Genomic DNA, 15,460 nt, shown 5'->3' with positions numbered 1-15,460 from the left:
TAGGCAGAACACATGATTTCAAACATGACTTTACAAGGTTTAGATAAATTAGATCGAAAAATACTTTCAAGTCTATTGTCGAATGGGCGAGAGTCGATTGCGAATCTATCCCGAAACATTGGTTTGTCTCGAACAGCAGTAGCAGAAAGAATTAATCGTTTAGAAAAGACCGGTATTATCAAAGGCTATACCGCACAGATTCGTGTAGAAAATGAAGGGCGAAAAGCCGCTAGTTATCTACTGATCTCTTGTGAAAAGGGTAAGAAGAATGATGTAACGAATGCACTTAAAGAAATCCCTGAGGTTCGCTTAACGAGCGTTGTTGGTGGCAACTTTGATATTATTGCCCTAATTGAAGCGCCCGACCTGCAGTCTATTCATCATCTTTGTAATGAAATTGAATCATTTAACGGCATTCAAAGGCTTGATACTACCGTTGTACTGCACCAGCCGATCAGTCGTTAAGCTTTTCTGACCTCTTTGAGGAAAACATAAAGGGCCGCTCGTTGAGCGGCTTTCTTATATGCTTCCGATAAGTCGAATTTTGGCGTCTTTATCCCCTGGGTTGCCTAGCCAGAACGTTTGACCTAGTTGGTTCCCTTCTCCATTACCCAGTTTGTTTTCTGGAATACTGTCTAGGTTAACTGCCAACTTTAGGTCCCACGACATTGGGTCACGCAGAATAAAGCGCATCAAGCCCACCAGCGTCTTATGTAACTCACCATCGTAGGAAAACTGCTTAAACGTTTCAAAATCAATGTTGTCGATACACAAGTTAAACTTGCCGTTCAAATCCGCAATGCTTTGTCCCAAGTGTAAGCTTTGCCCCAATATACAATTGGAACGATTGAGTTTGTTACGCTGGCTTTCAGCGATTTCTACGCGTCTATAAACCCATTCTTCGATTCGCACATTCGGCAGTGAAAAGTAGTGCGAAACAATACCGGAAATAAGCTTAGGTGAACGTGTACGCGTAGATAACTGGTTCACGTAAGACAGAACCTTCGCTCGATCTAACTCCGCTACTTCACAATCTTGCATAACGCTAGAAAGACCAGCCAAATGCAGTATGCGCCCAGAAAAAGCATCGCTTGCCCCGCTTTTGTACTGCACGTGATATCGGTATTTCTTCCAAACACGATACAGTAAGCTTGTATAGCGGTTGTGGAAAAAGTCGAAGAAATCCTTCACTGGGTTATCATCGGGATCACGACCGACGAGTTTCTCAGTGTAAGACGCTGGCAGGGGCGAGCTTGAACCATGCAAGCCAAGAAAGTTCGTCTCAATACGTGAATATTGCTGTCCGTTTCTTTCCATATGAGTAATAAAATCCATATCACTCTTTGGAAAGCACAGGTTTGGCGACACGCTGAACTCAATTCGCTCTTGATGGAAGTATTTGTTCTCGCCCACGGCAACAAAATTTGAGTTTGGCTCCAACTGGTAGTGTTTCTCTAACAGCAACACCGCTTGGTAGAAACTAAACTCATTCGACTTATCAGAAAGTGTGTTAATCATAGTATCGTCTGCTGCCCGATTAGGCTTGCCCAGTTGTAAACCTCGCCCGTCGCTTCATCGAACACCTCTAGTTCGGTAAAGGAGTTCACACTCGAATACAAACGGATAAATTCATTCAATACCGTGGCCATAAGGAACATATCGCCTTCATTTACGAAGAACTTAGAGTCCGTCACGAGCTTGAATTGGTTACCACGCACAGATACACCACGAAATACGCGATCGATTGGTTTCATCTCTGAAGAAATAATGCCATCAAGTCGATGAATCGACGCGCGGTGGGCTTGTCTATCGACTCGAGAGTGGAAGTCGTAAGTCGAGAGCAACACTTTCAACACATCGATATTGGCCAAAGACAAGTAGTTGAGCGACATGTTGGCAATCAACTGCCATTGAAGTTCACCATTAACCTGAGGACTTACTGACTGTGTTGGCTTAGTAATGTTTTTAAACGTCGCATACGTTGGCGACTTGTGCGTCGCGTACGTGATATCTCCTACTGACAGGCGCTCCGCTAAGTCCGCGTTACTGCATTGCAGTTTCATCAATACTGTTTCAGTCCCTAAATCCGCAATGTCGCCATTGTGAGTATGGAATGAGATATAGCGCTCTAACCCTCTTCCGCTTACTCGCTCGCCCACTTTGGATTTGTAGAACTCTCGCTTATCACGCTGGTTGATTTGGTGCTCAAACGATTCAAATTCAATCAGTGGTTTTCGGCGACGCTCGTCTTTACTCCAACTCTCCACTTGCTCAATGGAATAAACCTCGTAATGCTCCTGAGTGTTACTTTGTGGACGCACCTTGTACTCGTTTCGTCGATGCTCTAAACGGATTGGATCGCCGTCTTTTTCAAACAAGTTAACCGCAGGTGTGCAGTGCAACCTTAAGTGTTTATCTTTAAGTACCACTTCTGAAGGCAAAGCACGCTTAAAGTGGAATTTGATTTTGACCGTGCTGCGTTGCGGAATGCCTTTTAGCCACTCTAAGCCTTTAATGTCGAAGAACATGAACTTATCTGGCAAAGAGAAGAATTCTTGCAGCAAACGGTAGCCTGCAAAGGAATTTTTGCTGTAAGGCAACAGCGCCTCGTCCTCTTCATGCCCGACTGGCTTAACGTATTCTGGCCCTAAACGATGTTTGTAGCCGCCACCAACATCCAACTCGACGTAATCTAGATAACGGAACAGCCATAAGAAGACAGTGCGAGTAATATGAATCTCACCATGCAGGTGCAAACGCAACGTATCTAAACCGATACGAGACAATTCCAGGCCATGCTCCGTCGATAACGTCACATCAATCATCGAACTGGTGCGGCTGTTAGTTTGTTCGATGTTAGTAATCGTAACTGGGTATAGATTGACGTCATAACAAGTACGGAACAAACACTGCGTGCCTTCTACCTGTTCGCTGGCCATTTCCGCACCACGTTTCACCACGGTTTTCTCAGTAACACTTCCGGTATGCGGTTTTAGTTCGCTAATGCACAAAGACGGAATCGAACGCATGTAATGTGGCCACAGCAAAGTCATCAGAGATTGCGTTAGCTCAGGAAGTTCATCGTCAATCTTTTCGCGGATGCGTCCGGTCAAAAAAGCAAAACCTTCCAGCAGTCGTTCGACATCTGGATCAAAAGTTCCTTCAGAGAGAAAGTGAGTTAACTTCGGATGATATTTGGCAAACTCACTACCCGACTCGCGTAAATACGTGAGTTCATCTTGAAAGTATTTACTGTTACTCAAGTGGCACCTACTAAACGTTAAATTGGCCGTCGGTTCCCATGTAGACATCGATCGACATTGGGACTTTACCGCCGTTATGGGAAACTTCGCCGCGAATACCAAAGCCGAGTTGTAATGGATTATGGTGGTCTTCACGGTAATGAACCTCGACATTAAACAGTCGGGGCTCAAAGCGTTCTATGGTTGACGTGATGTTTTTTTGAATATGGCGAACGAGGTTTGTGTTGTTAGAAAGTACGTCGTTAAAATCTGGCAGACCATACTCATTGTCGATCATTGCGTTGCCGGAGTGCGTATTCAACAAGTCAGCGAGATGCGAGTGAATGGATTCAATCAAATGCTTATGAGACACCACTTTCTCGTAGCAGTTTTTTGGTTCTCCTAGCTCGATCCGCTCTAAAAGACGGTAACCTTTTTCCATATGCGGTCCTACGAAAAAAGCAGCCAGTCTTCACTGGCTGCTTGATGGTTTCAGTAATGGGTTATTGGTCTAGCTTACCAACTAGAGACAAGTCGAAGCTTGCGCCCATGTACTTGAAGTGAGGACGTACAGACATCGATACTTTGTACCAGCCTGGATCGCCTTCTACGTCTGATACTTCAACCTTCGCAGCACGAAGCGGACGGCGACCACGAACTTCCGCTGGCGGGTTCTCTTGGTCAGAAACGTATTGACGAATCCACTTGTTCAATTCGATTTCTAGGTCAGAACGCTCTTTCCAAGAACCAATTTGCTCACGCTGTAGCACTTTGATGTAGTGCGCTAAACGGTTGATAATGAACATGTAAGGAAGCTGAGTACCTAGCTTGTAGTTCATCTCTGCTTGTTTGCCTTCCGGCGTATTCGCAAACACTTTCGGCTTTTGAACAGAGTTTGCAGAGAAGAACGCCGCGTTGTCAGAACCTTTACGCATGGTTAGCGCAATGAAGCCTTCTTCTGCTAGCTCATACTCACGACGGTCAGAAACCAGGATCTCGGTTGGGATCTTAGTCTCGATTTGACCCATAGCTTCAAAGTTGTAAACCGGTAGATCTTGTACAGTACCACCGCTTTGAGGACCAATAATGTTCGGACACCAACGGTACTTAGCAAATGATTCACTGATCTTAGACGCCATCGCGTACGCTGAGTTGCCCCATAGGTAGTTATCATGGCTGTCTGTCACTTGCTCATCGTAGTCAAACGCCTTAATTGGGTTATCTTCTACAGAGTAAGGCGTACGTAACATAAAGCGAGACGTACATAGACCTAAATAACGTGCATCTTCGTGCTCACGCAGACCACGCCATTTCGCGTACTGTGGACCTTCGAATACAGACTTCAGATCTTTTAGGTTTGGCAGCTCTTCATAGCTGTCTAGGCCAAAGAATTTAGCCGATGCCGACGTGATGAATGGTGCGTGAGACATTGCGCCTACGTTCGCCATGTATTCCATCAGTTTGATGTCAGGCGAAGAGGCAGACATAGCGTAATCACAAATGACGGCGCCAACAGGTTTACCACCGAACTGGCCGTATTCACGTGTGTAGATTTGCTTGTACAGGCCAGACTTCACCACCTCTGGAGCGTCTTCGAAGTCATCAAGAACTTCGTCTTTCTTCGCAGAGATCAGTTCAATTTGAATGTTCTCGCGGAAGTCAGTGTGATCAACCAGGTACTTAAGGCCACGCCACGTTGATTCAATCGCTTGAACTTCTTCGTTGTGAAGAATTGCATCAACTTGCTTAGACAATTTTTGGTCGATTTCAGAGATCATCAGATCAACCAGAGATTGGTCGACTTTCTCTGTGTTCGAACTGCTTAGTAGCTCACTGATGAATGCTTCTACGCCGCGTTTTGCAACGTCAAAACCTTCATCACTTGGCTTTAAACGTGTTTCGTTAAGAATGCTATCCAGAAGTGAGCCTGATTCAACTAAGGCTGCTTCTTGTTCTGGCGCTTGTGCTTCTGCAGACATGATATCCCTTACTCTTCTTTCGCGTCTTGGTCGTTGCCAATGCTTAGTTCATCCAACAGTTTCTTTCTCGCTTCTTCATCTTGAAGAACCGATGCGATCTTCTTACGGAACGCAGGCACGTTTCCTAGAGGACCTTTAAGTGCAACCAAGGCTTCGCGAAGCTCAAGTAGGCTGTTTAGTTCAGGTACACTTTTCGCGATCGCTTCAGGAGAGAAGTCCTTCATGTTTTGGAAGGTCAGATCAACACCAATCTGGCCGCCTTCTTCATCAGAAAGACGGTTTTCAACGTTGACTTTAACGTTTGGAGACATGCCCTCTAGCACTTCGTTAAAGTTGTCTTTGTCGATGTTAATTGGAGTACGTTCTTCAATTGGTGTCTCATCTGCACGCGCAGTAAAGTCGCCAACTACCATCATGCTTAGCGGCAGCTCTACGTCTTCTTGCGTATCGCCAGTTGCTGGAACATAACGGATATTAATTCGCTCTTTAGGAGCCACCGAGCCGTCACGTGACATAATTCGTTCCTTATCTAACTCTTTAATTAGTCGTAAATTGCTTTCCACTCTTCATACTTCTCAGGTAGAAGATCCTTGCTTCCAAATAACCGATGGAGTGTTTTTCGAATTAGGTCTTCTAACTGTGACGATAAGTGGGGTTCCCAGCTCGCGAGATTAAACGCTTTTTGTACTTCCCACCCCTTCTCAAGATACGGCAAACACAACGGGTATAATCCAACAGACTGGTAAGCTGCTATCAATTGCAAATACAGCATGAACTGCCCACGTCCCGAGCTATCCAGCTCAAGTTTGCGGGCAAGCTCTGCGGCACATTCCCCTAGATTTTCTAGAGTGATATCCTCCATTGGCAGCGAGTCTTCCTGCGAAATCACAACCGTTTGAACAACGGGTTGAGAAGTCGAAGAAGTAGTATCTTGAGTCGATAACCAGCTCAAGGTCGCTTCATCTGCAAATGGTATAGAATTCTTAAATGAGAGGTGCTCGATGCCCTCTAGCGATTCAACAAAACGCGTCACTTCTTGTTTCACAGCAAGCGCTGCATCATCAAAGCCCAAGTTATTAAGCATCGAATACACGAAGTAATGGCCCGTCAGCCAAAACGGCGCATCCGTTAATGTGCGCTCCAAACGCTTAATGGTGTCGATGTCGCTTTCTTGGTCAGCTTTATCTCGGTATTCCGCTTGTTGATCGGACGACACTGCCAAGCTCAAAGGCGTTTGATTATTTTGGTGGTCGGGTAGACCATCAATGTCATCCCAAGTCAGATGACGATAAATCCGGTAAGCCAGCGGATCACTTGGGTTCGCATGAAGCATGACTTCCGCAACCTTCTTCAAGGTGCGCTTAGAAGCCGTCGGCGAAGAGAAGTCCGTATCGACATCCACTTCTTTTGCCACCGCTTTCTTAACTGGCGCAGGTTTAGGGGCCGGCGGAACCGCCTTCACCGGTGCGGTTTGCACTTCACTCTGCGCTGGCGTTTCTTCGGCAGCAGACTGCGTAGCTGGTGCAGGCGCCGCTTGTTCGACGTTAACGACTGCATCATCGCTCTGCTCATCAGCCGCCGCTTGTTGAGATAAAACATTGAGTTGAGTGCGAATCTCAAAGAAATCCGCTTCTGAGTCTTGATAAACCTCGTCGTATTGACGCTGCACTTCTTCAATAGTCGAAATGCAGTTTGATACCAAATCCCATGACTGAGCGCTTTCCGCTAACTTGCTGCTGACCAGTTTAAACTGATGGTTCAACCATTCGACCGCGCCATCTCGACCCCGCTTTCGGGAAGGATACAATTCAACGCCAAAGCGACTTAACGCCTCACTAAGCAGCTTTAGACCTTGTTCAAAGCCTTGCAGACCAAACTCTTCTGTTAGCGCGCGAACGAAGTAACAAATGGCTTTTAAGTCTTTGCTGTGGTGCTCTAGAACTTCGGTCGCGTGCGTTTTTACCACGCTCCAATCTACTGTTTCGCCAAACAAGGAACCGAATTTCTTCACTTCGGACTCCATCATTTCATAGCAAAACTCGTAACGGGCATCGTTTCCCACTGGAGATTCATCAGAAATAGGATTAAGCAGACGGTCGATATCAATGTTGGACAAAATTCACGTCTCCTTCAGTCAAGTAATCTCTCAACGCACGCGCTACCGCAATTGCGCCATTTGCTGGCTTAGATAATCGATGGCTCTGCTCTATCGCATCCGACGCCATGCTATCTAGAATTTTCGTGATTTCCGTAAATTTACTTGGTGCATTCCGTTCTAAATCGGCAAGGGATTCATGTAGCTTTTGTTTGTCGTAAACGGATTGCTCCATCACGGTGCTAAACAAAATAAATTCGCTTCTTGCGACGATTAAATCCTTTATTTTTTTGTCTAGTTCTGGCGTATTACCGAAGTAGGCTTTGGCTAATTCAGCTTCTTCAATTGCTTTGGTGTAAAAGTGCGCCTCTGCATGTTTATCGATGGAGTCATTAATATTTTCCATCACAGCCTTTGGTAAGATTTGGTTGTAGAAATAGGCTTGTGACTGGTTTAACAACCATGCCTCTTTCATTTCATTTTCTGCGAGCTTAGCTTCACCATCTAAAATTAAGCGAGCAATCTGCTTATCTCGACTGCCAGCTATGGCAGATACTTTCATGGAATCGATAGACGCGACATTTAATCCAGACATCACTTTAGTCAACGCCTCATCCGCATATGGAAACAGAGCACCGTCACGAACAAGGGTTTCTCGCAAGGTGACAAGCTCCTTACGTAATTCGACTAATGCCATTGGTAAGCCATCCGCTAACGATTGATACGACGTTAACTGAGCCTGTTTTTCTTCATATAAACTCGAGAGGCTTAACTGCTGAGCTTGATATGCTGTTCGATAAGCTTCTGTCATATCAATACTCTGAGTAGCTTGAGACAGTTCTTCTTTGATTTTCCATGGAGGCTGAGCCAAAAAAGAAGCCGTTTCAGAGGGCGTAATAACGTGAGTTACAGTAGTGACACCTCGGGAAAAAATGGCATCCAATTGATCTTTATTCTGTTGATATAAATAACTTCCTGCTGTTGCCAGCACACTCAACACTAAGCTCGCCTCTAATATTTTAAAGCGACCATACGCCGTTTTATCATTTGGCTTACAGTGTGTAAGCAGCAAGTCCGCGTTACGCAAGCTACTGAAAATTGGTGCGTTAGAATTTGAGCTAATTGATTGCGTATCGATTCGCGCTAACTGTTGAGCAAAAGAAATAGCGGTATAGCTATGCCCTCTTGGTTTGTTGATGACTTCTTTCAGCAATTTCCAAATATGAGCCGGGATCAAAGCCGGACGCTTTCGATCTTTTAACTGCTTATTCCATGCATCACCAAATATTGATCCTAAAAATAGGTGTCCAGCGAGCAAAGCGAGAGAGTAAACATCATCTTGCGGTTCCGCGATGCCAGTTTCTATATAAAGAGGGGAAGCGTAGCTCAAGCTTGCTTCTGCGTAAGGTTCTGTCTCTCCAATGTAACGAGCAGCGCCGAAATCAATGAGCTTAACGTAATCGCCTTCACTCACTAATACGTTAGATGGTTTAATATCAAGATGGCAGATACCTCTTGTATGCATAAACTCTAGAGCGCCAGCGAGTTGATACACCAACCAAGCGATGTGGTCGTGGCGAAAGCCTTTAGAAGAATGACGCTCCATTTTTTCTGCCAGTGATTCACCTTGGATCCACTCGTACATCAAATATGGGCGTTCGAATTCGTTGCCGATTTTTACAAAGTTAGCCACGCTAGGGTGTTGAGAAAGCTCCAGCCTGCTCGCTTCGTTAATCAACATTTTGCTCGCAAATTCTGGCGAGTCATCATTGATAACTTTGCAACAGATTTGCTTCTCTGGCTGCCCTTTTTTTGCAAGATGGTAAACCGTTGTCTTACCATTTTTAGAAGGAAGCTTGTCTAATACATCAAACTGTGAAAAAAGCACGTACTCAAGCTTCGGCTTATTTTTTTCTGCTAGCCTTTGCTCATTCAGTTTCTTTTTCTCAATAGCTTTAACAACCAACTGATCGATATATCCTTTGGCTGTACTCTGATTATTAGACACTTAGTACTCTTTCATAGAATAAATATTATTAGAGTTGAATAATATTTTCTTGAACGTACTTGTATCAAGGTTGGTATTTAAAACAAACAGTAAGCCTATTATTTTAGTTATTATTACTAACTTATTAGACCTTTTTACTTACGCTTTCACTGCATGAGTTATACGCTTTTTCGTGTTACAAACTTCAACCTAATAATATGAGTATATTTTCATTGCCATTTGATCGATGAGTGCCCACTAACATTGCAGTAATTGGAGAACTCCTTTGTCACCATGAAAGTCGAACATTAACAATGTAGTTGGTTGCTTAAAGTGGTGCTCTCTGACCGCAAAGGCAATTAAAGCGAGAGAAGAACAACTACCCATTGTGCCCCACAACTCATTGATAAGCTGCGGTTGTTCTGGGTTCGTGAATCGTTCTGCTTTCGCCCCCAGAGCAAAGCCGTAATCTTCCGAATGCATGCGCAGGTTCGTCATATCGGAATACACTTCACCAAATGAATCGAGCTTTTTACTCGCACGTTGAACAAGTCGAAACATGCCTCTTCGGTCTGAAGTGTTTAATTCCGTATCAATGTAGCCAAGCTGCGCTTGAGGCTTAAGTTTCAATGTTTCTACGGTGTTTTTTCGACAAAGAATTAAACCCGCCCCACCCTCGCTCGGAATAACGCCCCATGGATTATTGGTACTCATTACCATCGCATCGTCGATGAGTGTTTGCATCGAACTCACCAAGGAATCGACACTGATACACATCATAGCATCATATTTATCCAATGATTTCATGGCCTGGAGAACGAAACTGGGCCCACTGGCATGAACAGCATTCACCACAGAGAGAAATTCAGCATAGTTACTTTCACCAAGCCATTCTTGCACCTTTACTAGAGAAACAGACACAGGCACCGCTATAAGCAAAGGTATTGGTCTCAATGAACGTGGTAACTGTGCTAATAATGAATCAAGCAAGTGGGTGATTAACTCACACGTTTTTTCAAACTGCTCACTTTCTTTGGTGTATTCGATTTTGGCGTAAGTAAAACGCTCGATACCATCATCCCCTACACATTGGTCGAATCTTCCTAAGTCAGCATACGAAACTGCACTAGCAATATCTAAATTCATACCGGTTGGCGTCATCACTTCCATCCCTAGCACGTAACGGCCTGTTGAATTATGCATGCTCGCTTACCTCTTCCAACTTAGTGATGGATGTCGACACCAACAAATGCTCCTTGCCCTGACAAGGAAACGCAGCGGTGTAACTGATTGATATAGTTTTCTTTTCCGCATCAACGAATAAGGTGTACATCGCCATATCAGCTTGATAACTTTGATCTTTGAACGTCGCGATCGCACGGTATTTTTCTTTAGGAATTCGAAATGAAAGCGTGTCATCATGACAAAAACCACTCATCATCAAACGCTCCCCCCCACGAAGGAAGCCTTTGCACTGTTGATCAATAGGCGCGCTTTGGAAGAACCGCTTATCAAAATCGAGTGGCAACATTGGCTTGCGATTCTCAATCCAATCGTCATCGAACGTGCCGGCCAGCTTCTGGCGCGACTCAAAGAACGGAGGCACAGGCCCGAACCCCGCAACGCGTAGCTTTTTCGCGGCGGCACTCCAGTCCTCTCGGGGATAAAAAATCGAGGGTACTTTCTGTTCAAGCAATTCTTTGTTGGAGTCGGCAACCCCACCACCTATTCGGTTACGTAAATCACCGCCTACCGCGCAAGTGTAATCAATGTCTTTTTCAATAAATGGGACTGGATTGCTCAGCGTGATACTGCCAGCATGCTCAACCCATACGCGTTCCCCGTGAATAGCGAGAATCTTATCGATATGACCATCAATCAACACGCGACACTCTTGGTATGTCACTGGCTTTTTCGCGTAACTGCGCGCTTTGCCGTAAACAAGTACATCTGTGTTGTCTTTGGTATACGCGAACTCGTGGTCAACTTTCATCGCAGAGAAGCCTTCTTCGCCCAAATATTGGGGATCATCGAAGATTTCACTTTCACCTAATTCGTGCCAAACCACACCATCGAATTGCCATGTGCGTTTGGCGACCACAACCCACACTTCATCGCCGTTTTCGTCACGTTGAAAACGACCTTTAAGTGATAGCTCAGGGTGCGCCTCAATATCCCATAACTGCATTGCTATTCCTTAAGTTGAATCGTTCGCTCGCAGAAGGTGCGGCCTTTAAATTGTTAAAGTTCCAGTCTTGTTGATGAATCGGCATTGCCATATCCCAAGGCACGTAGGCTCTGGATTGAATACAGATTTGGCGCCATAGCCAGTCGCGGAACAGCACATCAACGTTAGAATCTTGCATCGCAGCTAACGTAGACTCGAAGCTCAATGCGTAACCCAAGCGGCTTGGTAGATTTTGGATATATTTTTCATCTTCCACCCACTCATTGAGCAGATCGACGATCTCTTCCCATTCATACTCGACACCAACATCTTGCGGAGTCAGAGGAAGAAGCTTTCCGTAGACGACATACAAGGCTTGAAGCCAAATTTCACCTTCAGCTTCCTCCAGACTTTCCAAGTGCTCGATGATTTGGGGCACCAGTTTCCAATCACCACTCAGCGCAAAATCAACAGGTGCTAATGAAGAAGAGATATCAAACGCCTCAAACTCTTTTAACTCAAGCAACTTGGCGTAAGTGAGCACTTGCGCTGATGGTAATCTATTTGGTTCGATGCCAAAGCACTGACGGAACCAAGTGCCTCTGTCACGTTTGGTAATCAAACGTTCAAATAGATATTGTTCGCTGCCTGCATTGTCATTAAGCCAATCAATCCCCTCTTTTACGTCTTGTAAAACGAGCAGTGGCAAAGCAACTTGAGAGCTAATGATGCTGGCTTTGTGCCAGCGCTTGATGAGAGAAACACTTAATGTTTGACGTACACGTAAGCATTCAAAGTAAAACGCACTGGATGTCGCATTGCCCTCAATAAGCTCCGAAAGCGTGCTATCCATAGATTCAACCGGAGATTGTACGGCAATGACCATTGCGGTTTTAGCGTCAATATCTTCGAGTAAACTCAATCCGCACAAAAGGTTATCCAACTCTGAGCCCAACTCGCCCTGTAGCATCAGCCAGCTGTAGATTTCTGGCTCCTGGCCTCTTAACTGATGAATCAACCCCGGTGCTAGCCGATAAAACGACAAGTACACCTGCTTCAGTTCTTCAATTTGGCGTTCGATCAGCTTGAGATACGCCAACTCACGACTTGGATAACCCCTTTTGTGAATTTGAACTCGCTGCCTGATTAAAAACCCGATACTTTCAGAAGCAATGGACAGCTTTTCATTACAGAAATCCAGCCATGTTACTGGCAACTGGGAAAGGTCATTCACAGCGCGATCAGCTTTTGCTAACGCGCCTTCGACTTCTTGATTGGTTATGGGTGCCTTTAGGTGCTCGACACCGATTCTTTGTCGCATCTAGTTATCCGTTATTAGCGTGCCATAACGCGATTGCAATTAGTTAATACAAAGTAATTAGCTAACTCGACGTAAATTAGCTAATGCTAGGTAATTAGTTAATTGCGATCGTTCCGCCTTGAATTTTTTGTGCTTTTTCTGCTTGAGAAGTGACGTACTTCGCTTTAGTGGTAATTCGTCCATCGCGCCCGCTATAGCGAGTTTCTGTCTCACCACTTTTGACTACCAACTCTTGTTCTGTCTCGATAACCATCTTCTTCGCTCGCAATACAAACTCGTCAGAGTCATCCAGAATGGAGAAGAAAATGTCCGTCACAAGAGGCAAGCTTAAGTCGTCGTTCAAAAATTCAACTCGACAACTTAATCGATTATCGATAGCCATTTGCAGCTCAGAACGACGAAAGCCACGTCCTAGTCTCGCAGTGAGTGGCTGCTTAAATGGGTTACCATCAAAATCAACTCGCACACTGCCCGTAGACTCATTGATAGCCACTATTCTTCCAAAACGCGAAAAGCAAGCCGTTGATTCGGCTTGCTGCTTTGATATTACTTCTGTTGTAAGAGGTTGTTTTTCCATTGTTAGTTAACCACTACGTTGCCACCTTTCACGACGACTTTGTCACTGCCTTCGATCGTAATAGCCGAGCCTGATAACTTTATTGAACCATCACTGTTCATCACCAAAGAGGAACCACCCGTTTTCAATACAATCTTGTCGCCACTGATAATTTGCGTTGCACCATCAGCTTTATAAGCGGTATTCCCTTTCACTGATACCGTTAAGTTGCCACCAACCGTCTGGTTATCATCCGCACCAATATCTGAACTCTTAGACGCACCGATAGTAAGGTTACTGTTTTCGCCAATATCTAAGTCATCATTTTTACCGATCTTAGTCGTACGGTTATCACCAATTTCTAAGTCAGAATTGTTTTTCACATACTGGGCTTCGTTCGCGTTGTATGTAACGGTAACGTCTTGCTCGACTGTCTCGGTAAACGTACTGTTTACCTGTGTCGTTTTATGCCCATGAATGGTTTCTTTATGGTCACCATGAACTTCATTCGTTTGGTGACGTGCAACCTTCAAGAATTCATCTTGACCGATATCACGGTAACGGTTGTTGAGCACCTTGGTCGACATGTCTTTTTGAGCGTGAATATAGACTTCTTCTTGGTTCGCTTCGTCTTCAAAACTCAACTCGTTGTAACCTGTTCCTTTGTGCGTTTGCGTGCGGAACGTGGTACGAGTTTTGTTTTCTGGCAAAGAGTACGGTGGGAAATGCAAACCGTTGTAAACTGCGCCCGTAACTAACGGACGATCTGGGTCCCCCTCAAGGAAAGTTACTACGACTTCGTGGCCAATACGCGGCAAATAAACTGCGCCCCATGTTGGCGCCGCCATGGATTGGCTTACACGAATCCAACAGCTTGAATGCTCGTTGTTATCACCGTAGCGATCCCAATGGAACTGTACTTTCACTCGACCAAGCTTGTCGGTGTAAATCTCTTCACCTTCTGGTCCTACAACAACCGCCGTTTGCGGGCCATCAACCACTGGTGCTGCTAGTTTAGGCGCTTTAAATACCACATCACGTGGAATACATGAGAACTGGTTGTAGTAAGTAGTTGGCATACCACTCGCTTCATCTTCATGCACTTGCGGATCTTGACCTGTGTGCATTACAGACAACATGAGGTAATCGCGGTTAATCTCAGAACGCGGGTGGTCACTGACGTTAAAGCTGTAACCAGATGCTAAGCGCATTACGTCACTCGTTGCTTCCACTTGTTGATTATCGACTATGTGTTCCGACATCCACTCCGTGGTTCTCACCTGCCCCATCAGCGGGTCGACGTATCGTCCAGGATAATCAAACTGCTTGAGATCTTGGTCTAGCTCGCCAGCCTGTGTCATCTCTTGTGGAATTTTAGGGTGTTCGTAGTTGTAATCTGTGTACGTAACCTGTCCCGTTCTAACGCGGTTAACTAACTCGAGATCAGAGATATGTTCGCGATCGGCAACACCGCCACCATCGGCATGATAAACAATCGGCCCAATGTAAGAAGCATTTAGTGGCGAGCTTATCAAAGGTGCAATCGCGTCATTACTGTCGACAATGACCATCGTATGATTTGAATCGCTATGGTCAAAGTAATACCACATACCGTGTTCAGCCATCATACGCTGCACGAAGTGCAAGTCAGACTCACGGTATTGCAGAACGTATTCTTTTGGAGGATAAGTACCCGACACTTCAAATCGGTAATCGGTGACTGCCCCATCATCGAGTACTTCTGTGATGATGTCTTGCGCTGACTTTTGCTGGAAAATACGACAATCTTGGCGCTGAGATAAGAACCAAGCTTGAGGAACCAAGACTAATTGATAACGAGAAAAACGACGCCCAGTCCCTAAGTAACGAACTTCATTCACCACGCCGTTGAACACACGCGCAGCCCCAACACCTTGTCCGTAAAGTGTCAATGTTCCTGCTTTACGTATTAACTCATCGAACGAGATATCTGGATCAAGTGAAAGTAATGAGAGATTGATGTGGAAAGGCTTAGATAACTCTTCATGAACATGAAAGCTCTCGACCCGAAATTCATGCCCACATCCAGGCACTTCAAATTTAAATTCTACGTCATTCACCATATCTTTTACCT

General features: G+C 45.1%; 13 protein-coding genes. 1 reads left to right on the top strand and 12 read right to left on the bottom strand.

Annotation, left to right across the window (positions count from 1 at the left end; all coding sequences use genetic code 11):
- The first annotated feature begins 12 nt into the window (after positions 1 to 12).
- Positions 13 to 465 carry an Lrp/AsnC family transcriptional regulator gene (locus R8O70_RS06595; protein ID WP_005373369.1) on the top strand — a complete coding sequence of 151 codons (453 nt, stop codon included), beginning with the start codon at positions 13 to 15 and terminating at the stop codon, positions 463 to 465.
- A 54-nt stretch (positions 466 to 519) separates the two neighbouring features.
- Here the strand turns inward: R8O70_RS06595 and tssG are convergent, their stop codons facing one another.
- The 12 genes from tssG to tssI form a co-directional block, all read right to left on the bottom strand.
- Complete coding sequence (tssG, locus tag R8O70_RS06590) at positions 520 to 1,518, bottom strand: type VI secretion system baseplate subunit TssG (protein WP_182015868.1); 999 nt, start codon at positions 1,516 to 1,518, stop codon at positions 520 to 522.
- Positions 1,515 to 3,263, bottom strand: a complete 1,749-nt coding sequence (gene tssF, locus R8O70_RS06585; RefSeq protein WP_042523535.1) for a type VI secretion system baseplate subunit TssF — start codon at positions 3,261 to 3,263, stop codon at positions 1,515 to 1,517. The genes tssG and tssF overlap by 4 nt, the downstream gene beginning before the upstream one ends.
- 10 nt (positions 3,264 to 3,273) lie before the next feature.
- Positions 3,274 to 3,684: a type VI secretion system baseplate subunit TssE gene (tssE, locus tag R8O70_RS06580; protein WP_033906409.1), complete on the bottom strand. Its 411-nt coding sequence runs from the start codon at positions 3,682 to 3,684 to the stop codon at positions 3,274 to 3,276.
- Positions 3,685 to 3,745: 61 nt separating this feature from the next.
- Positions 3,746 to 5,221: a type VI secretion system contractile sheath large subunit gene (tssC, locus tag R8O70_RS06575; RefSeq protein ID WP_005373378.1), complete on the bottom strand. Its 1,476-nt coding sequence runs from the start codon at positions 5,219 to 5,221 to the stop codon at positions 3,746 to 3,748.
- A gap of 8 nt (positions 5,222 to 5,229) precedes the next feature.
- Entirely contained in the window at positions 5,230 to 5,736 is a 507-nt protein-coding gene (gene tssB, locus R8O70_RS06570; RefSeq protein ID WP_005373381.1) for a type VI secretion system contractile sheath small subunit, read from the bottom strand.
- Positions 5,737 to 5,762: 26 nt separating this feature from the next.
- The gene (gene tssA / locus R8O70_RS06565) at positions 5,763 to 7,337 is read right to left on the bottom strand and encodes a type VI secretion system protein TssA (RefSeq protein WP_318184092.1); all 1,575 of its coding nucleotides are present in this window, start codon (positions 7,335 to 7,337) and stop codon (positions 5,763 to 5,765) included.
- The gene (locus R8O70_RS06560; protein ID WP_258480599.1) at positions 7,324 to 9,324 is read right to left on the bottom strand and encodes a serine/threonine protein kinase; all 2,001 of its coding nucleotides are present in this window, start codon (positions 9,322 to 9,324) and stop codon (positions 7,324 to 7,326) included. The genes tssA and R8O70_RS06560 overlap by 14 nt, the downstream gene beginning before the upstream one ends.
- Before the next feature lie 237 nt (positions 9,325 to 9,561).
- The gene (locus tag R8O70_RS06555) at positions 9,562 to 10,506 is read right to left on the bottom strand and encodes a hypothetical protein (protein WP_017633759.1); all 945 of its coding nucleotides are present in this window, start codon (positions 10,504 to 10,506) and stop codon (positions 9,562 to 9,564) included.
- Entirely contained in the window at positions 10,499 to 11,491 is a 993-nt protein-coding gene (locus R8O70_RS06550; protein WP_017633760.1) for a DUF2169 domain-containing protein, read from the bottom strand. The genes R8O70_RS06555 and R8O70_RS06550 overlap by 8 nt, the downstream gene beginning before the upstream one ends.
- Positions 11,472 to 12,791, bottom strand: coding sequence for a hypothetical protein (locus R8O70_RS06545; RefSeq protein WP_017633761.1), 1,320 nt, complete (start codon positions 12,789 to 12,791; stop codon positions 11,472 to 11,474). The genes R8O70_RS06550 and R8O70_RS06545 overlap by 20 nt, the downstream gene beginning before the upstream one ends.
- Before the next feature lie 94 nt (positions 12,792 to 12,885).
- On the bottom strand, positions 12,886 to 13,368 hold the full coding sequence (locus R8O70_RS06540) for a hypothetical protein (RefSeq protein WP_017633762.1): 483 nt from the start codon (positions 13,366 to 13,368) through the stop codon (positions 12,886 to 12,888).
- Between the two features lie 2 nt (positions 13,369 to 13,370).
- Entirely contained in the window at positions 13,371 to 15,449 is a 2,079-nt protein-coding gene (gene tssI / locus R8O70_RS06535; RefSeq protein ID WP_005373412.1) for a type VI secretion system tip protein VgrG, read from the bottom strand.
- Between the last annotated feature and the right edge of the window lie 11 nt (positions 15,450 to 15,460).

Source organism: Vibrio sp. 779(2023) (genome assembly GCF_033344285.1).
GTDB lineage: Bacteria > Pseudomonadota > Gammaproteobacteria > Enterobacterales > Vibrionaceae > Vibrio > Vibrio alginolyticus.
The sequence above is the reverse complement of the archived record's forward strand: the minus strand, read 5'-3'. Positions and strand labels throughout refer to the sequence as shown.

Coding starts and splice junctions, on each gene's coding strand:
- tssB (WP_005373381.1), bottom strand. CDS start 5,736: ATGTCACGTGACGGCTCGGTGGCTCCTAAAGAGCGAATTAATATCCGT.
- tssG (WP_182015868.1), bottom strand. CDS start 1,518: ATGATTAACACACTTTCTGATAAGTCGAATGAGTTTAGTTTCTACCAA.
- tssC (WP_005373378.1), bottom strand. CDS start 5,221: ATGTCTGCAGAAGCACAAGCGCCAGAACAAGAAGCAGCCTTAGTTGAA.
- R8O70_RS06595 (WP_005373369.1), top strand. CDS start 13: ATGATTTCAAACATGACTTTACAAGGTTTAGATAAATTAGATCGAAAA.
- tssE (WP_033906409.1), bottom strand. CDS start 3,684: ATGGAAAAAGGTTACCGTCTTTTAGAGCGGATCGAGCTAGGAGAACCA.
- R8O70_RS06545 (WP_017633761.1), bottom strand. CDS start 12,791: ATGCGACAAAGAATCGGTGTCGAGCACCTAAAGGCACCCATAACCAAT.
- R8O70_RS06555 (WP_017633759.1), bottom strand. CDS start 10,506: ATGCATAATTCAACAGGCCGTTACGTGCTAGGGATGGAAGTGATGACG.
- R8O70_RS06550 (WP_017633760.1), bottom strand. CDS start 11,491: ATGCAGTTATGGGATATTGAGGCGCACCCTGAGCTATCACTTAAAGGT.
- R8O70_RS06540 (WP_017633762.1), bottom strand. CDS start 13,368: ATGGAAAAACAACCTCTTACAACAGAAGTAATATCAAAGCAGCAAGCC.
- tssI (WP_005373412.1), bottom strand. CDS start 15,449: ATGGTGAATGACGTAGAATTTAAATTTGAAGTGCCTGGATGTGGGCAT.